Origin of the sequence: Secundilactobacillus collinoides DSM 20515 = JCM 1123, from assembly GCF_001435975.1 — a bacterium.
GTDB classification, from domain to species: Bacteria; Bacillota; Bacilli; order Lactobacillales; family Lactobacillaceae; genus Secundilactobacillus; species Secundilactobacillus collinoides.
In genome coordinates this window covers 165,624-187,198 of sequence record NZ_AYYR01000054.1, presented here as the reverse complement: position 1 = coordinate 187,198, position 21,575 = coordinate 165,624, and the positions used below count along the sequence as shown (strand labels likewise).

Below are 21,575 nucleotides of genomic sequence, written 5' to 3'. Positions count from 1 at the left end.
AAGACAATAAAAAACTGGCATTGGCGTGATCACCAATACCAGAAATTTTACAGCCTTTTTTGTTGGACTGAATTTTACCGCTAGCATTGAGGTACACCGCAAGGCTGCGGCAAAGGACCACGCCTTCAATCTGCCCATCATATAATCACAGGGTCGCGTTAGAAACTCAGGGTTCTTTTCAGATCATTTGAAATATAACGGCCAATGAACCTCACATTTCGGGTTGAACTGCGCGTGACAAGTTGGGCAGTACCCGTTTTGATAGTCGTCAAATGACATCGTGGTGTGACATTCGCCACAGATCACCGGGGCATCAGTCTTGTCACAGGCAGCAAAGGGATGGTCACGCAGCGCATCGTGGCACTGATAGCAGGCAAAATATTCCTGGCACGCGGCACATTTCAGACCGGCAATGTCATTATCCTGGTGGTAGTGTACGCACCGGCCGCACTTATCCGTTTTGATGCCAATAATTGGAATCGTCATGTGCTAGCCCTCTTCCTGCTGTCCAGCGTAGTTGACCTTCGTCACCTCTCCGCTGCTAAAGGTTCTCAGTTTGCCGTTACCCGTTTTAATGGTCAGCGCGCCATCAGCCTCGATTTGTTGTGCGACACCAACCACCGTTTCGTCACCCAGCTGCAGCTGAACCTCCCGACCCAATACAACGGCGTGTTGTCGATACTTTTCGAGGTATTGTGGATCATCGTAATCCAAATAGTGTGCGGAAATCGTTTCAATCAGCCGGCTAAGCAGTAAATTTCGATCAATGGGATGGCTAGTCATGCTCGTTACTTTAGCGCTGATATCGCTTGGAAAGGCCGTGGTCGCAATGTTCATGCCAACGCCCACAACAAAGGCTGCCGTTGAACTTGATTCTAGGTCCAAAACCGCTTCGGTCAGGATACCAACAACCTTCTTATGATGCAGGTAAATATCGTTGACCCACTTATACTGAAACGCTTCGTCGGGGAAGAACTGTCTGAGGACATCCGCAATCAAAACGGCGAATGTCGTTGTCATCAGACCCGCCTTAGGCCACACGTTCGTCGGGTTAGGCAGGATCATACTAAAGTACAGCCCCGTTTCAGCAGGGGAATAAAATGCCCGTCCCCGCCGACCATAGCCCGCCGTTTGTCTGTTTGCAATGAAGACCGTGGGCGCAATCACCTGGTGATGACTGAGAAACGCCTTGGCCACACTCTGCGTCGAAGTCACTTCGTCCGCAACGTGAAGGTGGCCGGTGAAGTGGTTGTTTGTATCAAAATTAATAATATCAGGATTCAGCGACATATTTTTGATAAAGCGGTAGCCGACGTTTTTTCGACTTTCAATTTCATTACCCTGTTTACGCAAAGCATTAATGGCTTTCCAAACGGACTCGCGACTGATTTGTAACTGGCTGGCAAGGATGTCACCGGAGACCCACGACTCTGAGTGTGATAACAGCTGTAACAATACTTTTTGCGCGGTTGATTGCGCCATGATAAAACTCCTTTTTTAAAAATAGGACAGGGCGCGTCGCAAACGGCGCACCAGGATCACTGAAATAACGGCTTTGATCGTGTCCCCTGGAATAAAGGTCAGGCTGGACGTCAGGCTTTCGACCATCGTCATGTGGGATTGCGCACTGACCCACACCGCACCAAGCCCATCGACGAACAGCACGCCAAACAACCAGACGATTAGATATTCAATCACCCAGTTCGGCTGGCGATGGCGGCTAACGCCTTTCAAACTGATTCCGATTAGCAGCGGTACCAGCACCCAGGCGACAATGTACCCGCCGGTTGGTCCGATCATGGTGGCAATTCCGCCACGCCCGCCTGACAGAAGGGGCAGGCCAAGAGCAACCAGAATTAAAAAGAGCCAAACCGCCAGACTGCCCTGTTTCGGCCCCAATAATTCGCCCGCAATCATGACCCCCATGTTCTGTAAAACGATTGGTACAGGGATAAAGCCTAACGGAATCCCTGGAAACATTCCCAGGACAATAATAATCGCAATCATCGTGGCAACCATGGTTACCTCACGTACTGATAACCGGGTCGCGCCTTGTTTATTGATCAAGATAGATCTCCATTCATGTTTGATAATCATTTTTAAAATACTGTCACAAACTGATTATAATCCTTAGTAACCCAAGATTCAACAAGAGGGTTACTATTGTCGCATTTAACAAAAAACGCTAATTGTCGGCATTCCCGGCAATTAGCGTTTAACTTTTATTTTGCGTGGACCCTGAACCATTTTGGCATGCCGTTCACCGCAAACGCCTGTAAAAATGCGGTTGCGAGAATCATAATACCGCCCAGCGCTTCTGGCAATCCAAAGGCCGTGTGCAACAAAACGACTGATAAAATCGTGGCCGTAAACGGCTCAAATGAACTCAGCATTCCCGTTGTTGACGGTTTTAAATACTGGAGGCTTTGCAGGTACAACAGGTAGGCAAACATCGTCCCAACCGTTGCCACAAATAGCACGCCAGCCCAACCAATCAGCGGCAATTTCGGCATCGGCGTTGTCAGCAAGTGCGGCAAGAACGCGATACTGCCGATCAGCATGGCCCAGCCCGTCACCACTTTTGCATCGTAGGTTTTCAACAACCGAATCGGGATCAGCGTGTACAGCGCCTGGCCGACGCCCGCCATCACACCCCAAAAAATAGCTGGCGGAGCCAATTGGAGACTCGTGAACTGGCCCTTCGTTACCAGCAAGTACGTCCCAAACAAGGCAACCGCCATTGAAATTGCATCGATTCGCCGCGGCAGCTGCCAGTTTGCGATGGCTAAATAAATGATAATGAATAATGGTCCTAAAAATTGCAGAATCGTGGCCGTTGGTGCATTCCCGTACTTCACTGCCATGAAATAGGAGAATTGTGACGGTACCATGCCGAACAGGGCAAACCCCACGAGCAGCGCCGCGTCACGTTTTTTGTGCCATACCGGCATGACTTGTTTGGGGGTGGTCACCGTACTCCACACCAGGAGCAAGACACCAGAAATCAGTAACCGCACGCTTACTAACCACGCCGGTTTCACGGCCAAGTCGGAAAATAGAAATTGTGCCGCGCAACCGGACATTCCCCAGAATGTTGTGCCAACAATGGCACAGATGAGCCCTTTAGTTTTAGTCGTCATCGCTGGTCTTCCCCTCTCAATTAAAACACTATGAGAATTATGCTATTGAATTTATGATGGTTTGTAAAGTCTTATTTAATAACGAATTGAAAATAAACCTCAAATTTTGCGGTATTTAGAATCATTCTGTACTAGAATTAGACCAAGACACCGTTTTCAGAGAGGATGATTATATGACCGATTATCACCAACAGGCTGACTGGACCACGGTCAACGACCACCAGTCACCCATCAACATTGACACGGCCAACACCGTTGTCATTAATCAATACTTACCGTTTACCATGAATAATAAGCATCACTTAAAACTTGACCGCGATGATGGCACCACGATTCAGGTCACGGGAACGGGGCACGCCAGCATTTTCAACCGCCCCTTTCACTTCGCTCAGCTGCATTTTCACTGGACGTCAGAGCACCTCATTGATGGTGCCACCGCGCCGTTAGAGATCCATCTGGTGTACCACACGAGCATCGGCCAACTTTGCGTTGTGTCGCTGATGGTCAAACTCGGTCCTGCTGACGAAACGTTGCAGGAGATCATCGATAACTTTCACCCGGATCAGGAGACGCCGGTAACATTTATCATCAAGCACTGGGTCAGTGAAAAAAGTTACGGTTTCCACTATCTGGGCTCCTTAACCACCCCGCCTTTGAGTGAGGGTGTTGAATGGGTCGTCATTACAAATCCGCTGGTCACAGCTAGTGTGGCACAACTGGCATGGTTTAAAAAACATTTTCCACGTAACGATAGGGACGCTCAAGATTTGAATGGCCGCACTATTGAATGGTACCAAGAGTAGCGTGTGGTTCCAGACGTCCTGCCTTGCAGAACGTGTTTCAGCTCAATAACCAAGGCCAACCGATCTCAGCATCGTAACCCAGTCCACAACAAAAAGCCGCCAACGGCTCAAATCCCGTTGGCGGCTTTTAATAACCAAATTATCATAAACCCTCTATTTCAAATAAGCACGCGTATAGTCCGCAAACCCGGCAACGTGGTATTCAACACCTGTCAACTTCGGGTTAACCAAGTGGGATTCTTTCACGTAGTACAACGGAATAATGCCCATCTGCGACTGCAGCCGTTTCTCAGCAGCTCTTAGATAACGCCAGTACGTAGTTTGGTTACCTGCTTTTTTAGCTTCAGCAACCAATTTATCATAGGTCTTATCACTGTAGTGACCCGGATTCATCGTGTTGCCAGACGTCAGAATACCTAAGTAGTTGATCGGATCAGCAAAGTCAGCCAACCAGTACCACTGACTCAATGAGAAGTTGCCGTTAGTCTTCTTGTCCTGGAAACCCTTATCAGGCAAGTTGCTGATCTGAACCTTGACATTTGGCAGATTTTCTTGAATCTGGCTCTGAATAAATTGCGCCACATTCTTGGTCACATCCTGGTCATCGCCAATGATCGACAACTTCAGCGTACCGGTAACGTTTGCTTCCTTACGGCCTTCTGCCCATAATTGCTTGGCTTTCGTAACGTTTTGAGCCGTGGATGTACTCGTTTCCTTGCTGAAATCTTTACCGGTCGTCGGATCAGTGGAAGTTCCAGGACTGACAAAGCTGCTGGCAGGAGTTGAGCCGTCAGCAAGAACTTTGCTGGTCAGCGATTTTCGGTTGATGACGAGCGAGATGGCTTGACGCAGTTTCTTGTTAGCAAGTGGCTGACCGTTACGCTGGTTAACTTGCAGGTAATAGGTCCAGGCTTTTGAAACGGACTTCAAATCCTTGTTTTTCTGCAAGTTCTTGGCGGTGACACCTGAAATAGTGGCGTCATCCAGCTTGCCCGATGTAAACAAATTGTGGGCCGTGTTGGCGTCCTTCACAGTTTGATACTTGATTTCATCAAGTTTGATTGCCTTCTTGTCCCAGTAATGACTGTTCTTCTTCAACGTATAAGTGTCGTTGGTTCCAGTCCAACCAGTAATCTTAAAGGCCCCGTTTGAAACGGTGTTCTTTGAAGATGTGCCATAGTTTTTGACGCCAATCTTTTGCACAAAGGTCTTATCCTGAGGCATAAAGACCGGCATAGCAACCAGCTTGTTAAAGTAGGTCATTGGGTGATCCAATGTGATCGTCAGTGTACGCTTTCCAGTTGCCTTAATACCAAGCGTTTTGTACGATTTTTTACCTGCAATAATCGCATCGGCGTTCTTGATGCCGCTGAAGATGTATGTGTACACCGGATTATTCTTTGGGTTCAGCGACCGTTTCCAAGAATATTCGAAGTCCGCAGCGGTAACCGGATCGCCGTTACTCCACTTGGCATCCTTGCGAATATGGAAGACGTACTTAGTGCCATTTGCCGTTGGTTTGACGATTTTCGTTGCCATGGCAGCTACCGGTTCGTTCTTACTATTCAGACGGTACAGCCCCTCTGAAATATTGGTGAGCGTGTTGAATTCCGGCATGGTCGCCTGGTTTGTATTATCCAAACTCGTCAAATCTGACGTTTGCATTAGCGAAATCGACTTTTTGGACGTGGACTGCTTACTATTTCCACAAGCGGCCAGCAATACTGCGGCTAACAGCACACCGGTCCCCATGAACACTTTCTTAAACCCTTTCACGATGATTCCCCCTCTTACTTGAAGTTACCTGAGTTTATCTTACCAAAATTAGGGTTTAATCGCTTAGATAATTCTTTGAGAATGGCAACTAAAACAACACTCAAGACAAATCTGCTAAGCCAACTGACAAACTTTGTATCGTCACCTTGATCATCTCAAACAATCTTTCAGGTGACTCCTTTTTGTGATGTTCAAACCACATTGACAGCGTACTGATCAACAACGCAGCCAGACTTGCATTCAAAAAATCGATTTGGTCTGTTGGTAATCCTAAACGATCAGTCAAGAATGGCATTTTCTGAAGCGTTCGGAGTTGGGCCGCATAAATAGCTTGTGTCTGATGTGTTCGAATTAATGTTTCTAATAAAACGGCATTGGCAATGAATGTGTCAATATTTGTTTGCAACCAAGTATTAATACTGGAAAATTCGTGATGATCGACCGTCATCGTTTCAAACAATTGATCACACTCATACACCAGAACATCCGTCGCAGAATCAAACAACCGATAAAAGGTCGCCCGGCCCACGGTAGCCTCAGCCACCAACGTGGAGATTGTAATGTCTTCAAATTTACTTTCAGCCAGGCACCGATCCAATCCCGCAGTAATTAATCGGGCTGACCGTTGTGACCGTTTATCTGATTTGATGTGATACATATCACACTCTCCCCTCAAAATATGGAACTCTTCCGCTAAATTAGTTCAGTATTTTATGGAACTATTGTATCACACAATAGTTTCATTTATACTAACCTCAAGATTAAAAATTGGAGGTGTTTTACATGTTAGAAAAGTGGGATAAAAGCTGGTTAAACATTTTGTATGTTGTCGGCATCGTCTTGTTAATGATTTTAGTAGCAGCCGGCTCAAATTGGTCGACAAGATTCAGGCTTATTTGGACAGTAGCCATCATTTTACCGATTCATGCCTGCGAAGAATGGCAACTGCCTGGTGGATTTCATTATTAATACAATCTAACCTTTGGCTCGAATGACCCCAACCGCTACCCAATGAACAGAATAACGGATATGTTGACCGTCTGCATCGCTGAAATCGTCTATCTCGGTTGTCTCTTTTTCGCTCAAAACACTTGGATCGTGATGGCACTCTGCGGTTTTTGTTTGCTGGAAGTTGGCATGCACACCTTCTTTGGCGTTACAATGTATCGCCGGTTTAAAGATCGCGGTAAAAAAACAATCTACAATCCCGGCTTTGCTTCTGCCTACCTTGGCTTTGGCGTCATCGCTATTATGATGATTCAAAACGTTATCGCCAGTGGTGTTACAGGCTACGACTGGGTAAAAACAATTATTATGCTGATACTCATGGGCCTGATTGAAATTCTCTTACCAGAACGGTTATTTCGAAATCACAACACGTCATACGGCTATGCTTCAGCGAAATACTTCACTAAATTTTTGAAATAGAACTGTTGTCTTCAGTATCAAAAAATAGACCCACATCAGAAAAAATAATTTTCTGGTCTGGGTCCATTTTTTAGTTTAGAATGACTAGTCAAAAATCACCGTATTACTGCTCTTTTCTTCACGAAATACGTTCTTCCATTAATGATTTCGTAATTACGGGGAACCTTAGGAAGGATAACAAGTTAAAAATCTCAATCATCACTAGACAACCATAAAATGACAAGTTTATTCCAGCCTAGATCAGCAAAAAGCACCCAGGCAAACCCGTCTTTCGGCCACTCCCATTTGCTGTGATAAATTAGAAAGACTTCCTAGACAACTGAGCGCAAAGAGTTTCAGAAAGCAGCAACCACTTTTTTCATTCTTTAATCATAATCCACAGCACTATGAGCCGCATCAACATAAACGGTCTCCGTCTTCGCACCCAAGTACTGCTCGATTTCACTCGTCAACTGGTTGACAGCTGCTTCGTGGTCAGCCTGCCATTCTGGCTTCAAACATTCAATGTACATCGTGGCAGCCGTGGTGTCATCGCGAGTCTCGACCCGTTCGGCATCCCGCCAGCACCAACAGCGACTGACCACGCCGGCATCATCCGCGTAGATCACTTCACCATCCAATGCCGGTTCTGGTTCATCTTCACTGATGGCTTGGAACGGTTCGCCGCCCTTGGCCACCGTTAACCGAATGTCACCCTGAATCGATTCAGTATCCAAACTGGCAACCGGAAACCCAGTGCGTAGTGAACAGGCGTTGTATAAATCTACCATGGGGTCGATCGACCGAACGGGATTCCCATTCTTCGACCGTTTTAACAAATTTTCCACCGCGCAACGGGCGCCTTTCTTGGTCTTAAACTTCCGAAAAGCTTCGCGCCACTCGTGAATCAACGGGTTGGCACTGATGGGGTCGTCTGGAATCAAGTCGGCCACGTGCGCGTTAGCTTCTTCTACCACAGTGTCCGGCAGTTGACCATGATCGTGATTATCTAATCCCGTCACGCGAATCAACGCGATTCGAACCTCCGGAAAAATATCCCAAAATGGTTTTTCAACAACGAACTGACTCATAACAGACACGTCCTTCCAACTTTTTGTTGTATTTACCACTATTATAACAAATCTTGCTTGTTTTCAGAAGGTTTTACCTTGGCCTTAACGTAAAAAACACGGGTCCCGCGGTCGATCAACTGTTGCAGCAGCTGCAACAGCATGACGACCCAGCCGAATGACAGCACAAACCCAATAATTTCAAAAGCGGTCAACGATAAGTAGCCAACGCCTTGAAACAAAATGTCGGCAGCGACTAGGATCGCACCAATCGTGTACGACAACGTCAAAAACTCCTTGGTAATACCCGGCAACAGCCATCGAATGCCAACAATCAGAATAATAATGAAGTACACCAGAAAACCCGAAACCTTATCATGCATGTAATGTGAGGCCGCGTTGTTTGGGAAAAAGCCGACTGAACCGAGGTCGACTGCCATGAGCGTCAGAACCCCGCGCAACACATTTAGCCGCCAAGAATGCGGATAACTAGCGTGCAGTGACACAAAGATGTAATCAACAAGCGCCACCATGATCAAAGCCGAAAACATGAGTGTGATATTGAATTGCCAACTGTTACTAGCTAGTTTTGTGCCCAAAAAGCTCAGATTATATTGCCACCACCGCCGTGACGTATTAGAAGCCATCGCGATCAGGACGCCGCTGATGATTGCCAGTGTAAATAGTCGAATCAGCATGTTGGGTGCTAACGAAAAGGCGACGAGAATCATCACGTAGTTAATAATCGTTTCAAAAATAAAGAAAATGATCGTTGCCGTCAGCCGGTCAAACGATAAACCATCAAACATCGTTCTAAATAGCCAGAAAAAGCCTAATAACCCTAACCCCAAAATAAGTGCAAACGACAAAATAATGACTGGAAAATTCCGCCAGTAAATATTCTTGGAAAACGTGTTGGTCTGATTACGGCGTTCACGAATAAAGAAGATACCAAATAGTATCGTTCCAACGATCACCCCCAGCAGAATCGTCGCTGTCGCCAGTGACGTATTCCCACTCAACGGAATTTGATTGTCCTCACGAACTGCGAAAAAAGCGTTAAAGACGAGTGCACAGACCACTGCCGGCAACACGTACCAGGCCAATGAGATACGCTGATATAACGAAATTTCACTCGCGGAACTCTGGATCAATGCATCGTGGTTACGCAGCGTTATTTTCACCTGGTCGCCATCTTTTAGCGCTAGCTGCTTAGTTACTTTTTGCGGCAGTTTAAGCCGCATTTTTTGTTCTGACATGTGTTGTTTTCCATTCCTCTTTCTTAATCTACATCCCCTATTTTCTAGTAAACGCAGAAATTTCGCAACTTTTATGTCCAACTTGACCGCCGTCAATTTCTTTTCCGGCAAATCATCGTACGATATAGCCAATCAAACAGGACATGTAAAAAGAAAGGACGCGAAACAACATGAAATTTCAAGCCTATATGCAGCACCATCAAAATCAATACACTGCTCTAAGTGCCATACTGATTGCCGCGGCTTACCTCAGCCAGTTTGGGCTCCATTACCAGCAAGGCTACACGGCCGCCATGATAGCCGCCTCAATTTTGGCCGCCATCCCCATCATGCGCCGCGCCTATCAAGCATTGAGGGTCGGGGTCATCAGCATTGAATTGCTGGTCTCGATTGCTGTCATCGGTGCCTTTCTCATTGGTGAATACAACGAATCGGCCATCGTGACCTTCTTATTCCTCTTTGGCAGCTACCTCGAACAGCGGACACTTGCGAAGACCCGCGATGCCATTAAGACTTTGACTGAGCTGACACCGGCAACCGCAGAACTGCTGCACTCAGACGGCACGACTGAAACGGTTGATCTCGACGATGTTGAGAAAGGAGATCACGTTTTGGTTAAAACCGGTGCCACGGTGCCCGTTGATGGCACAATTATTAACGGTGCGGGTTACCTCAACGAAGCAGTGATTACCGGTGAATCAGTCCCAGTCACAAAACAAACGGGCGACACCGTTTTTACTGGATCCCAGGTGCACAACGGTACGCTAACAATTGAAGCTGCCAAGGTTGGCGACGACACCACTTTCGGCAAAATCATTGAACTGGTAGAGGACGCCCAGGATGCCAAATCCAAGACTGAATCCTTTATTGACCGCTTCGCGCAGTATTACACCCCAGCGGTTTTGATTATTGCGCTGATCGTGTATCTCACAACCCAAAACTTTTCAACTGCCATCACGGTGTTGGTTCTAGGCTGTCCGGGGGCGCTTGTGATTGGTGCACCCGTTGCCAACGTTGCCGGCATCGGCAACGGCGCCAAGCGCGGTATCTTACTCAAAGGTGGCGCCGTAATGGACGATTTTTCAAAAATCGACACGTTCATGTTTGATAAAACTGGGACGTTAACCATGGGCAACACCGCCGTAACACAGGTCAAGACCTACACAAGCAACAGTAACATGGCCCTGTCATTACTTGCGGGAGCCGAAAAACTGTCCGACCATCCGCTTGGCAAAGCTGTCATCGCCTATGTTGCTGATAAGGGGTTGGCCTATCAAAATCTTACCGTCACGGACAACAATACTATCAAGGGTCAGGGTCTCGTGGCAGACATTTCTGGTCACCACGTGCTCGTAGGTAACCAGGCTTTACTGACCGCCAACCATATCGCTCTCACACCCGCCCAGAAATTTGATTTGGCTGAGATTCAAAACGATGGCAATTCAGTCATCATCGAAACTGTCGACGATCAACTCGCCCTCATTGTCGGCGTGGCAGACGTGGTCCGGCCAGAGGTGAAGACTGCCCTTCAAGCCTTGCACGGTCATGGTGCAAAACATCTCGTCATGCTGACTGGCGATAATCAGGCAACCGCCAACTCAGTGGCCGCCCAAATCGGTATCGACGAAGTGCGTGCAGAACTGCTGCCCGAACAAAAAGTTGCCGTCATCAAGGCTGCCCAGGCCGCTGGTCGCCGCGTTGCCTTTGTCGGCGATGGTATCAACGACAGCCCCGCCATTGCCACTGCTGACATCGGAATTGCCATGGGCAGCGGCACCGATGTCGCGATAGAAACTTCCGACGTTGTCCTCATGCAATCCAGTTTTCAAGCCCTAGTTCACGCTTTCGCCCTAGCTAAAAAGACCGTCCGCGTCACGAAAGAAAACATTGCGCTCGCTATCGGGGTCGTCATCTTCCTGCTGGTTGGTCTGATTCTTGGGGTCATCTACATGGCCAGTGGGATGTTCGTCCACGAGACAAGTATTCTCATAGTCATCTTGAACGCCATGCGACTGATTCGTTTCGGTAAACTGCCGATGACTCAGCCGAAACAATCAGCGACACCGGTCGAAAATCATCCCTGATAACCGGCGAATCTTCTGCTGATACCCACCTCATTGACCAGCAGGAACCTCACTTCTGCTACCGACAACCCGTAATTGCCCAATACCAACTAGATACGAAACGAATCGCTAAATCGTGTTAAAAAAAAGGCTGAACTTGACCTGGATCAAGTTAAATTCACGCCAAGCCCGTTAAACTAAATCTATTCAAAACAACTTGGAGGTTATTACCATGACAAAACGTGCTATTTTACAACTCGACACACTCACCTGTCCCTCTTGCATGACCAAGATTCAAAGTGCTGTCTCAAAACACCCTGGAACTGAAAAGGTTCAGGTACGCTTCAACGCCAGCAAGATCAAAATTGATTTTAACGAACGCCAAACCACCGCTGATCAACTCGTCGAAGTGGTCAGCAAACTTGGTTACACCGTCAAAAGTGTCAAGATTAAGACAGAAGCCTAGGGAGGAATTATTGTGACAACAGACCAAATTGAAGCAGCTTACCAGACCGAAATCAAACAGGCCGACACCGACCACCACACACCAACTGCTGGCGCAATGGCCGGACACATTGTGGCTAATTTAAACGTCCATATAACTAAACTTCACCAAGCCAAGTGGTTCTTGAAGGGTCCCGCAAGTGCGGCAATCAAGCCGCTGTACACCACCCTGATTGCACGGGCACGGCAAACCTATGACGATCTTGCTGACGTCCTGCTCGATGAGGGACAATTGCCACCCTCGACCACCGCTGAATACAAGACGTACGCGATGCTGGATGAGGACGGCCGCTTAAAATACCATGACACCGAAACCGTATTAACCGCGACCATCAAAGACTACAACACACAGAATCTGTTCGTGACCCGGGCAATTACCCTAGCAAAAAAAGAAAGCCGGCCTGCGATGGCCGCCTATCTAACTCAGATTTTTGGCGAGAATAACCATGCTGTCCGCCTCCTAGAAGACGCTTTGGGACATGGCATCGACAAACCGGAATAACCAAAGTGCGGGGCAGAAGTGCCTGCCGGAAATGACTGCAATACCACGTTTTCTAGGCAACTGAGCCGAAATAAGTGCTACAACCCAAAGGCTTGCAAAGAAGCGGCCTATTTTACAAACCCGGGTTTGTAAATGGTCCGCTTCTGCGTCAGTCATTAACCAATTTGTACCAGCATTTTTCACAACTATCTATGCCCATACCTCGTTTAGGCGTATCCTATTCTTAAAACGAACTGAGAAGTGATCATAATGAAACCATTAATCGGAATGCCAGCTGACACGGTCAAAACAGACCTCGGCTTTCGCGACTATGCTTACGATAACGTCATGCAGGCGGTCATTGCAGCTGGCGGAATCCCTGTCATGCTGCCATGCAATAACCCGGAACTTGCTGAAGACTACGTGACCCGCTGTGACGGATTCGCGTTTCTCGGTGGCCCCGACATTGACCCCACGCTATTTGGTGAAGAACCCATACGCGAAATCGGCGCGACCTCCATGAAAAAAGACCAGTTTGAAGTCGCACTATGTCAGAAAGCTTTTTCTGCCGGCAAGGCCATCTTCGGAATTTGTCGCGGTGCCCAGATTATCGCCATCGCACTTGGTGGTACGATGTATCAGGACTTTCCAAGCCAGTCACCCGATGCAAGATTGAAACACCAGCAAGAAGCGCCGTTGATCTACCCGACCCACCACGTCAACATTAAGGGCGACACGATCGCCGCTGAGTTGCTAGGTTCACATCCGTATGTCAACTCCAACCACCATCAGACTGTCAAGGAACCGGGATCGCATTTAATGGTGTCCGGACGGGCCGATGACGGTGCCGTTGAAATGATCGAATCACAGGACGATGACCAAGTTGTCGCCGTTCAGTGGCACCCAGAGTATCTTTATGAAACAATGCCAGAAGAAAACGCCTTGTTTGAAGATTTTGTTGACCGGTGTCGAAGCGGCCGTTAACTGTATTTTTATGTCCGTTGCGAAATTCACAACAGCAATTTACTAAAGGGTCCCCTGCCACGCCTAGTTCCCGAACGATAACACATTGCTTGCTGAGAAAACTGACACAAGTAGTCTAAAGACAGCAAATAGATGAGTGCGAGCAGGCATCTCTTCAGAATCCCCCTCGTTTAGTAGAATTCCTTTACTAATACCAATTTTAGAGATAGGAAGAGGCACCAAGTTATGCCCCAAAATATCAACGCCCCTAGCTAACCGAATAGGGTTTAGCTAGGGGCGCTGATATGACCATGGTCTTCGTTCATGACCTAAGCCAGCTAGCCAGAACGCACCAAAACGGTAATTGTATTGTCTGTGAAGACTTTTGACCCAGACCTATTTAATAGCGTGTCATCGTTTGCCAGTTTCCTGCGGGCAAGATCCTGATTTTGGTCGTGCTTAGCCGTCTAATTTTAACTGTCATTGTTTTCCCAAAGGCCTTTCCACGAATGTAGTAAGTTTTATTAGCATATTTATAGGTTGTGCCTTTGAGCTTAAATTCGTACTGAAAACCATACACGGAATAGGTCGTTTTCGTTGCGGAAACGTGTTCGTAATGGCGCGCGATGTTCCGCAAACTTTTCACATACTTGCCACGATATTTCTGACCGACAAAAACCTTTGGCGTTCCTTTATGCCAAGTTGCAGCCTGAACCGATGTGCCGCCAAAAGTCGCGACAGCACCTAAAGTGGCGGCAATGACAAATACAGTTGAGCCCTTAACAATATTTTTCAAGAAATCATCTCCCCTAAGAGTATTATAAGATACTAATATGTAGATAGGAAGATATTTTAGAAGTCGTTAAAAAAGCATCTCCCCGGCTGATTACTGGTTAGATGCTTTTTAACATACTTATTATTTAATGGTCATCTTCAACGTTCCAAGTGATGTGATACTTCCGGTCAGTTTATCGCCGGGTTTTAGGAAAATCTGCGGTTCATGGCCAACCCCAGTACCGCTTGGCGTCCCAGTGAAGATCAGATCACCAGGTTGCAGTTCAGTAATCGTTGACAGGTAGTGAACCAAATCGGGAATCGAAAAGATCAGCTGGCTTAACGGGGCTTCCTGCATGGTTTTGCCATTGACCTTGGTGGTGATCACTTCATCATCCAGGTTTTCCACTTCGTCGAGCGTGGTCAACCAAGGTCCAATCGGCCCGTAGTTTTCAAACGATTTCCCCATTGAAAATTGCGGGTTATCGTTTTGGAATTGGACTTCCCGGTCGGAGATATCTTCCCCAACCATGACCCCGGCAACGTGGTCCCAGCCATCTTCCACTGCGATGTCACGACCGCCGTCTTTGATGACCGCTACGATTTCAGTTTCCCAGTCAGTTTGCGGGCCCTGGGCTTTCACGTCAACCACTGACGGTGCTAAGGAACTGCTGAACTTCGTGAAAATGCTGGGTGCTTTCGGTAAGTCAATATGAATTTCAGCCGAGTGGTCAACGTAATTCATGCCCACCGCAAAAATTTGTTTCGGGTCACTGATCGGCTGTTCCAGTTCATCCTGAGTAAAGGCCTCAGTTTCGCCTAATAGTCGGTTGCTCGGGTTTTGGTGCAGCACGTCAATAATCGTGCTGGCGTTTTGAACGACCGAGCCGTGTTGATCATCTTTAAGAATAAATGGTTTTCCGTTTCGCATGGCAATTTTCATAGTCTTCACCTCGCTATCAGAATAGCACTTTGACAAGTTTCTTAACACTAAATTCTTAGAAAAGTGAAATCTGTAATGATTTGTCCTATAATAATAACCACTGTATTCAAAGTAAAGGAGGAACCAGCTATGCTCTATGCCCCATTATTCGAAAATGATGTGCCAGCCGTTGCGTAAGCCTCGATTGAGCAAATCTATCCTTCAGCTCAGTTAGGCGACCATTCGCCAACTAACTAAGGAGTTCACTAAATATGTATAAAAAAAATAGTACCAAATCAAAACTCATTGGGAGTCTCTATCTCACATTAGCCGCCAGCATCTGGGGCGGCATGTTCGTCGTCGTTAAGGTCGTGGTACCGAGTGTGCCGCCCTTCCTATTGGTGTGGTCACGGTACCTGATTGCCATCGTCGCCCTGACGTTACTGGGCCTGCAGCAACACGTACACTGGCACGTTGAAAAAAAAGACTGGCACCTGCTCATCAGTATCGGAGTTATCGGTCAACTGGCTTCCATCGTCTTCCAGGAAACGGGGACCATGCTGGCCAACGCCCAAATCGGGTCGATCATCACGGCGACCACCCCGGCATTTATGACACTCTTTGCGGCGTGGCTGCTGAAAGAACAGCTAACGGTCGTCAAACTACTGGCAGTCACTAGTGCCACCATTGGTGTAATTCTCGCGGGCGGCGGTCTGCATTTTCAGGCCCATCAAACGCTGGGCGTTCTCTCACTGACGGTAGCCGCGCTCACTTGGGCGCTGATGTCCGTTCTGTTAAAGAAGGTTCCGGCACGCTATTCGGCCTTACAAGTGACAACGATTGGTACCCTGGTGGCACTAATCGGTCTGACACCGGTAACCCTCATCGTGTACCATAGTTTCAACTGGGCCGTCATGCTGACGCCAAAGGTCGGCGGCGGTATTTTGTATCTAGGAATCGTATCTACCGCGATCGCGTTTGTGATGTGGAATAAGGGCTTACAACTCCTGCAAGCCAGTCAATCCGGTTTATTTTTCTTCTTCCAGCCATTGGTTGGCAGCTTATTAGGTTGGCTAGTATTGGGAGAGGCGCTGCATGTGAGTTTTGTCTTTGGCTGCTTGCTAATTTTCATTGGCGTGGGGTTGACGTTAAGAAATTAAAGAGCGTGGAACAAGGCGATTAGGGGGCGGAGTGTAAGGGGCCTTGGACAGAAAAGGCCGGGTCTGCCTTTTTTGCCCAAAGTCCCTTACGCGGTAGCCCCCTGCCTTGTGTAACTCGTTTCCACTCGGTTGCCTAGAAGGAACGGTTTTAAAGTATCTCCCTGAGTAACCATAGAGAATAGTGGCAGGAAGCAGTTAGAGACCAGAACGTAACCACGATTAGCGGGAAATCCTGGGCTTGGATTTGTCACTAATCGTCCTTACGTACCCGGTCTCTGTTTCCTAAAACTCGTATCCGCGACGTTGCCTAGCAACAAACACGGGCAGAAAAATCGAGGCCTCTTTCTCGTTTCAAAGTCCACTCGACACCAGTCCAAACTAGCAGAACTCATCTCCTCTGGACTGCCAAAAAGATTTACCCAATTAATAAAAAAGAGGTGCTTTCATGACCTATCATCTGTTTCACTGGCTCATTAAACGCACTGAGAACCCATTCCCGTGCTAGCAGATTCACATCAATAAAAATCTACTAAACGGGAGTCTTATAATGAAAAACGAACCTGTACTACCACGAAAAACCGTGCTCATGATGGCCTTCACTGCGGGGGTCATTGTGGCTAATTTAAACTTTATCCAACCCATTGAGGCTCTGATTGCCAACGACTTTCAAATTTCTAAAGCGGTAGTCGGGATTCTGGCGATGCTGACACAGTTGGGATATGCCTTTGGGTTACTGCTTATCGTACCGCTCGGCGATATTTTCGACCGTTACCACCTGATTCAATTCATGATGGTGTTATCGATCATTGCGCTGCTGCTTGCGTTCATGTCGCCAACCATGGGCATCTTCGCGGTCGCCACGACGTTGATTGGTATCACATCCGTTGCCCCGCAGATCATCATCCCCTACGCCGGTTTTCTTGCTCCTGCGCTCCAACGAGGGAAAGTACTGGGAACCGTGCTCAGTGGCTTGCTGACGGGAATTTTACTTTCCCGGTCGTTCAGCGGGCTTTTGGGCAGCGTGCTCCCATGGCAACAGATTTACTTGATTGCTGCGGTGCTGGATACCATTTTGCTTGGCGTCGTACACAGATACCTGCCGCGGGATCCCCGTGGGCACCATAGTCTGAACTACTTCAGCGTCATCCGGTCATTGCCGCATTTGTTAGTTACGCAACGTCCGTTACAGGGCGCTACGTTAAACGGCTTTTGTATGTTCGGCGTCTCAAATGTGATGTGGTCCACGCTGGCGTTTTATCTGGCATCCCAATACCATTACGGTAGCAACATTGCCGGTTTACTTGGCCTGCTGGGCATCGCCGGGGTCACCGCTGCGCCGTACATCGGCAGCATGGTCGACCACCGTTCACCACGACTGACAATCGGGATGTCAATTGGCTTTTCCACGTTGGCCTTTCTCATTTTCTGGTTGATCGGCCACTGGATGCTGGGACTGATTATCGGTATTGTGCTCCTGGATCTAGGAACCCAGTTCAGCCAGGTTTCAAACCAGGCAATCGTCCAGTCGCTGAACCGAGAACAAAGCAGCCGCAACAACTCGGTGTTCATGTTTGGCTACTTTATGGGCGGCTCACTGGGCACGCTGACAGCGACTTGGGCTTGGAGTCAGGCTGGCTGGACAGGTGTGTGCTTGGTGGCACTTGGCTTTTTAATTGTGTCACTGTTGGGACACTTGATATTGAGGGAGCCGGAAAGGTTGAATGCGTGAAAGAGAGTGGAACAAGGTGATTAGGGGGGCGGAGTGTAAGGGTCTTTGGGCAGAAAAGGCCGGGTTTGCCTTTTTTGACCAAAGTCCCTTACGCGGTAGCCCCCTGCCTTGTGTAACTCGTTTCCCCTAGGTTGCCTAGAAGGAACGCCTTTAAAGTTTATCTCCTTGATTAATCGCGTGAAAGAGAGTGGAACAAGGCGGTTAAGGGGCGGAGCATAACGGACTCTGAGCCAAAAAGTCCGTACCTGACTTTTTGGCTCAGAGTCCGTTATGCGGTAGCCTCCTGCCTTGTGCAACTCGTTTCCGCTAGGTTGCCTAGAAGAGAAACGGTCTTAAAAATCATTCCCTTGTAAACCCGTTTCCACCCTATGTCACTGAGCCTCTGCAATCATTGCATACTCACCCAAAAAACACGAAACACCACGCTAAAAAATTAAATCCAATAAGTAAAAAATCTTGAACTCACCGCCTTTACAATCAAGATACAAACGGTCCCACCCTAAGAAATTCAAACTCTTAGGATGGGACCGTTTATTATGGATAGGAGATTATCTCCAGTTATTTATTTAAACCAATAATCATTAGAAATGTGCTAGATCACTTCAACGCCAACTCCAGCCAAAATATCAGCCGCCTGAAATGTCGAAACTTTAAGTCCGCGCGCCAACTGCAAGTTTAGTCGGATGCCTGCCACTTGCGATGAACTCAAATCCACACCCTTCAACTTAGTCTCCGAAAAATCGGCCTCAGTCAGGTCGCATTCGGCAAAGGCAGTCTTACCGGTAAACGCGATATTATTCCAGTAACTTTCGATGAACCGACTGCCCATCGCAGAAAAATCCTTCACTTTGCTGTCACTGAAGTTACAATAATCGGCAACACAGTTCGTCAGCTTGAGTTTTTTGATTGCTGACTCGCCAAAATTGGCACCCATCAACTTTACATCCTGCAGCTCACAGCGTAACCAGTAACTTCTAGTAAAATCGGCGTTGGTGAAATCACAGTTTTTGATCAGGCAGTCGATCCAGGTGCCGTTACTAAAATTTGTCTGTTTAAAAGTACAATGATCAAAGACCACATCACTCACATCACTGTTATGATTGGCATACCCCACTTCACAGTTCACGTAGGTCGTATCGGGTTCAACATCGTCCAACCCAATGGTCACATTTTTTACAATTTCGTTTGGCATTTTATGGCTCCCATCCGCATTCTTTAGAAAAAAAGTTTACGCTACTTTTGCCGTATTAACAGGAATTTCGGCTGTCTTTCAAAAATAATTATCAAAAATGGCTTTACAATGAGAAAATCATCGGTTACACTACTCGTATATTAAAAGTTGATTAAAAGCTATGAAGAGCAGGGAGTACTGATCCCCAGGTCCAAGAGAGCGTTCGGTTGGTGTGAGAACGTGACCCATCGTCAGGAAAGTAAGCTCGGAGCTATAGATGCGACGATTTGAAGTATCTATTGGGTGCCGCCATTATCAAGGCCAACGAATCTGCCCACTGGGCATGCTCGTTAAGACTACGAACAGTAGTAAAGACAAGGTGGTACCGTGCATATCAATGCGCCCTTCGAAGATTATTCTTTGAAGGGCGTTTTTTCGTGGTTACGGCATTTACAAGGAGGAACTAAAATGACATTACTAGACACATTACAAACAACACCAGGCCAGTTAATTCCGGCAGCCGGCGATGGCAATACATTTAACTTATTAACAAACAGCGATACCCCAGCAATTTTACTGGACGCGACGCTCGCAACCAAGACTCTCTTGGCCGAAGAAAATCCCGGTCTGTTGACCATTTCTGAATACGCCAAGTTTCTCCGCGACATGCAGTTAAAAAAGACCACCCCATTGATTGCGGATATGCAATCAGGCTTCGGCAACCCGCTGAACACCTTCTACGCGGCCCAAGAATTAGAACGGTCCGGTGGCGATATTTTAATGCTAAACGACCAAACCTATCCAGCCCATAACCTGGAACGGCCAACGACGACCACACCAGCTGACCTGCTGGGAAAGGCTCGGGCCGCTAAGGACAGCCTTGAGAATCCGGCAACGCAACTTTGGATCAAGCTCGAAGGCATTTGGGACTACGGCATTGAGGGTGCGCAACAACGGATGCACTACCTCGCAAACGCCGGAGCCGACGCCATCATCATCGACCACTACACGACATCAGACTTACAGGCGTTAGTCAGCTCAGAACCCGAACTACCCCTGTTAGCCACTTGGAACCCAGACACCACCAAGATCTCCGGTATTGCTGGCTGGCTCGATACCGGCTGCCTTGCCGACAAAGCGTTACAAGCGCAACAAACTGCGTTACAAAACTTACTTAAGGAGGACACCAGCTATGCTGAAAAATGATCGCATGCGTCACCAATTTAAAACCGAAGTTATGAGCGGCCGCATCGTGCGGATGATGGTTGCGCCGGATGCCTTAGCAGCTAAAATTGCTGAGGACAGCGGTGCGCAGGCCATCTTCTCTGCCGGTTACGCCACCAGTGCTTCCACCTTAGCCATGCCAGACCGCGGCATCAGTGATTTCGGCAACGCATTGAACCGTTGCCGAGAAATCATCAACGCCACCAACATTCCAGTCTTCGCTGATGCAGATACCGGTTACGGCGACCTCGATAACGTCCGCCGTACGGTTGAATCTTACGAAGCCATCGGTGCTGCCGGTATCTTCATCGAAGATCAGGTCTGGCCAAAACGTTGCGGTCACATGGACGGTAAGAAAGTTGAGCCAACTGAAGTTCTCGAGGCTAAGATTACTGCCGCTAAGGCGGCCCGCAAACACGATGATTTTCTCATCATGTCCCGGACTGATGCCCGTGCCGTTTACGGGTTAGACAACGCCATCGAACGCAGCCGTCGCTACAAGGCTGCTGGCGCTGATCTCATCTTCATCGAAGCCCCTCGAAGTATCGATGAATTAAAGCAGATCCACGAAGCCTTCCCTGACACACCGTTAATGGCCAACATGATCGAAGGCGGCAAGACACCGCTGACCAAGTCCGAGGACTTAGAAAAATTAGGCTTTAACATCGTGGTTCATCCAACCGCAATGACTTACACCCAGGCTTACGCCGAAGAACAATTGATTCAAACCTTGCAGTGTGAAGGCACGACTAAGCATTTCGAAGACCGGATGATCACCTTCTCCAAGTTCAACGCCTTTGTCGGACTGGATAAAGTCAATGCACGCGATGCCCAGTACTCACCGGAGAACATGGCGCAGTACATGACGGACTAAACAAATCACACATAGCACATTAGTACCACCAACACATAGCAGCAAAACATAGTCTCACATAGCTTCACAAAACACATAGTTTCAATCCATAGGTTCACTTAACTACGCAAAACACATAGTTTCAATCCATAATTTCACTTAGCAACACAAAACACATAGTACCAACCCATCGTTTCATTTAGCAACACAAAACACATAGTTTCAATCCATAGGTTCTCAGAATAACACTCAACAAATCGCTCCGCACAAAGCTCT

Annotated in this window: 22 protein-coding genes and 1 other annotated feature; of the genes, 11 read left to right on the top strand and 11 right to left on the bottom strand. The window is 47.7% G+C overall.

What is annotated here, in order from left to right; translation table 11 throughout:
* Nucleotides 1-183: 183 nt before the first annotated feature.
* The 4 genes from FC82_RS10245 to FC82_RS10230 form a co-directional block, all read right to left on the bottom strand.
* The gene (locus FC82_RS10245; protein ID WP_054762392.1) at nucleotides 184-486 is read right to left on the bottom strand and encodes a CHY zinc finger protein; all 303 of its coding nucleotides are present in this window, start codon (nucleotides 484-486) and stop codon (nucleotides 184-186) included.
* A gap of 3 nt (nucleotides 487-489) precedes the next feature.
* A complete protein-coding gene (locus FC82_RS10240; RefSeq protein WP_056996926.1) occupies nucleotides 490-1,482 on the bottom strand; it encodes a biotin--[acetyl-CoA-carboxylase] ligase in 993 nt (330 codons plus the stop codon).
* 15 nt (nucleotides 1,483-1,497) lie between these two features.
* Entirely contained in the window at nucleotides 1,498-2,019 is a 522-nt protein-coding gene (locus tag FC82_RS10235) for a biotin transporter BioY (RefSeq protein WP_054762396.1), read from the bottom strand.
* Nucleotides 2,020-2,222: 203 nt separating this feature from the next.
* Nucleotides 2,223-3,140 (bottom strand): DMT family transporter, encoded by a 918-nt coding sequence (locus FC82_RS10230; protein ID WP_056996925.1) that lies wholly within the window; start codon nucleotides 3,138-3,140, stop codon nucleotides 2,223-2,225.
* Nucleotides 3,141-3,313: 173 nt separating this feature from the next.
* Between FC82_RS10230 and FC82_RS10225 the strand changes: the two genes are divergently transcribed.
* On the top strand, nucleotides 3,314-3,943 hold the full coding sequence (locus tag FC82_RS10225; RefSeq protein WP_054762390.1) for a carbonic anhydrase family protein: 630 nt from the start codon (nucleotides 3,314-3,316) through the stop codon (nucleotides 3,941-3,943).
* 153 nt (nucleotides 3,944-4,096) lie between these two features.
* Here FC82_RS10225 and FC82_RS10220 read toward each other — a convergent pair whose 3' ends face one another.
* Nucleotides 4,097-5,695 (bottom strand): peptide ABC transporter substrate-binding protein, encoded by a 1,599-nt coding sequence (locus tag FC82_RS10220; RefSeq protein ID WP_056996935.1) that lies wholly within the window; start codon nucleotides 5,693-5,695, stop codon nucleotides 4,097-4,099.
* A gap of 124 nt (nucleotides 5,696-5,819) precedes the next feature.
* Complete coding sequence (locus tag FC82_RS10215; RefSeq protein ID WP_056996924.1) at nucleotides 5,820-6,377, bottom strand: TetR/AcrR family transcriptional regulator; 558 nt, start codon at nucleotides 6,375-6,377, stop codon at nucleotides 5,820-5,822.
* A gap of 125 nt (nucleotides 6,378-6,502) precedes the next feature.
* Between FC82_RS10215 and FC82_RS10210 the strand changes: the two genes are divergently transcribed.
* Complete coding sequence (locus FC82_RS10210) at nucleotides 6,503-6,688, top strand: hypothetical protein (RefSeq protein ID WP_054762387.1); 186 nt, start codon at nucleotides 6,503-6,505, stop codon at nucleotides 6,686-6,688.
* Between the two features lie 42 nt (nucleotides 6,689-6,730).
* Nucleotides 6,731-7,147 (top strand): HXXEE domain-containing protein, encoded by a 417-nt coding sequence (locus FC82_RS10205; RefSeq protein ID WP_082620303.1) that lies wholly within the window; start codon nucleotides 6,731-6,733, stop codon nucleotides 7,145-7,147.
* Nucleotides 7,148-7,512: 365 nt separating this feature from the next.
* On the opposite strand, the gene FC82_RS10200 is transcribed toward FC82_RS10205, so the two are convergent.
* Together FC82_RS10200 and FC82_RS10195 are read right to left on the bottom strand one after the other, a co-directional pair.
* Nucleotides 7,513-8,217, bottom strand: a complete 705-nt coding sequence (locus FC82_RS10200; protein WP_054762384.1) for a B3/B4 domain-containing protein — start codon at nucleotides 8,215-8,217, stop codon at nucleotides 7,513-7,515.
* A gap of 41 nt (nucleotides 8,218-8,258) precedes the next feature.
* Nucleotides 8,259-9,455: a hypothetical protein gene (locus tag FC82_RS10195; RefSeq protein ID WP_056996922.1), complete on the bottom strand. Its 1,197-nt coding sequence runs from the start codon at nucleotides 9,453-9,455 to the stop codon at nucleotides 8,259-8,261.
* A 170-nt stretch (nucleotides 9,456-9,625) separates the two neighbouring features.
* Here FC82_RS10195 and FC82_RS10190 point away from each other — a divergent pair, with 170 nt between their 5' ends.
* The 4 genes from FC82_RS10190 (at nucleotide 9,626) to FC82_RS10175 (ending at nucleotide 13,487) form a co-directional block, all read left to right on the top strand.
* A complete protein-coding gene (locus tag FC82_RS10190; RefSeq protein ID WP_056996921.1) occupies nucleotides 9,626-11,539 on the top strand; it encodes a heavy metal translocating P-type ATPase in 1,914 nt (637 codons plus the stop codon).
* 211 nt (nucleotides 11,540-11,750) lie between these two features.
* Nucleotides 11,751-11,984, top strand: coding sequence for a heavy-metal-associated domain-containing protein (locus FC82_RS10185; protein WP_054762379.1), 234 nt, complete (start codon nucleotides 11,751-11,753; stop codon nucleotides 11,982-11,984).
* Nucleotides 11,985-11,996: 12 nt separating this feature from the next.
* The gene (locus tag FC82_RS10180) at nucleotides 11,997-12,524 is read left to right on the top strand and encodes a ferritin-like domain-containing protein (RefSeq protein ID WP_056996920.1); all 528 of its coding nucleotides are present in this window, start codon (nucleotides 11,997-11,999) and stop codon (nucleotides 12,522-12,524) included.
* Between the two features lie 249 nt (nucleotides 12,525-12,773).
* Nucleotides 12,774-13,487 (top strand): gamma-glutamyl-gamma-aminobutyrate hydrolase family protein, encoded by a 714-nt coding sequence (locus FC82_RS10175; RefSeq protein ID WP_056996919.1) that lies wholly within the window; start codon nucleotides 12,774-12,776, stop codon nucleotides 13,485-13,487.
* Nucleotides 13,488-13,866: 379 nt separating this feature from the next.
* Here FC82_RS10175 and FC82_RS10170 read toward each other — a convergent pair whose 3' ends face one another.
* Both FC82_RS10170 and FC82_RS10165 read right to left on the bottom strand, forming a co-directional pair.
* On the bottom strand, nucleotides 13,867-14,262 hold the full coding sequence (locus tag FC82_RS10170; RefSeq protein WP_054762373.1) for a hypothetical protein: 396 nt from the start codon (nucleotides 14,260-14,262) through the stop codon (nucleotides 13,867-13,869).
* Between the two features lie 120 nt (nucleotides 14,263-14,382).
* Nucleotides 14,383-15,183: a fumarylacetoacetate hydrolase family protein gene (locus FC82_RS10165; protein WP_056996918.1), complete on the bottom strand. Its 801-nt coding sequence runs from the start codon at nucleotides 15,181-15,183 to the stop codon at nucleotides 14,383-14,385.
* Nucleotides 15,184-15,434: 251 nt separating this feature from the next.
* Between FC82_RS10165 and FC82_RS10160 the strand changes: the two genes are divergently transcribed.
* Entirely contained in the window at nucleotides 15,435-16,322 is an 888-nt protein-coding gene (locus FC82_RS10160) for a DMT family transporter (protein WP_056996917.1), read from the top strand.
* A 547-nt stretch (nucleotides 16,323-16,869) separates the two neighbouring features.
* On the top strand, nucleotides 16,870-18,051 hold the full coding sequence (locus FC82_RS10155) for an MFS transporter (RefSeq protein WP_054762371.1): 1,182 nt from the start codon (nucleotides 16,870-16,872) through the stop codon (nucleotides 18,049-18,051).
* A gap of 592 nt (nucleotides 18,052-18,643) precedes the next feature.
* On the opposite strand, the gene FC82_RS10150 is transcribed toward FC82_RS10155, so the two are convergent.
* Complete coding sequence (locus FC82_RS10150; protein WP_056996916.1) at nucleotides 18,644-19,243, bottom strand: pentapeptide repeat-containing protein; 600 nt, start codon at nucleotides 19,241-19,243, stop codon at nucleotides 18,644-18,646.
* A gap of 151 nt (nucleotides 19,244-19,394) precedes the next feature.
* Nucleotides 19,395-19,632: a binding site (T-box leader), on the top strand.
* Nucleotides 19,633-19,690: 58 nt separating this feature from the next.
* On the opposite strand from FC82_RS10150, the gene FC82_RS10145 reads away from it, so the two are divergent.
* Together FC82_RS10145 and FC82_RS10140 are read left to right on the top strand one after the other, a co-directional pair.
* Entirely contained in the window at nucleotides 19,691-20,428 is a 738-nt protein-coding gene (locus tag FC82_RS10145) for an isocitrate lyase/phosphoenolpyruvate mutase family protein (RefSeq protein WP_082620302.1), read from the top strand.
* Entirely contained in the window at nucleotides 20,415-21,320 is a 906-nt protein-coding gene (locus FC82_RS10140; protein WP_175279872.1) for an isocitrate lyase/PEP mutase family protein, read from the top strand. Before FC82_RS10145 ends, FC82_RS10140 begins: the two co-directional genes overlap by 14 nt.
* The last annotated feature ends 255 nt before the right edge of the window (nucleotides 21,321-21,575 follow it).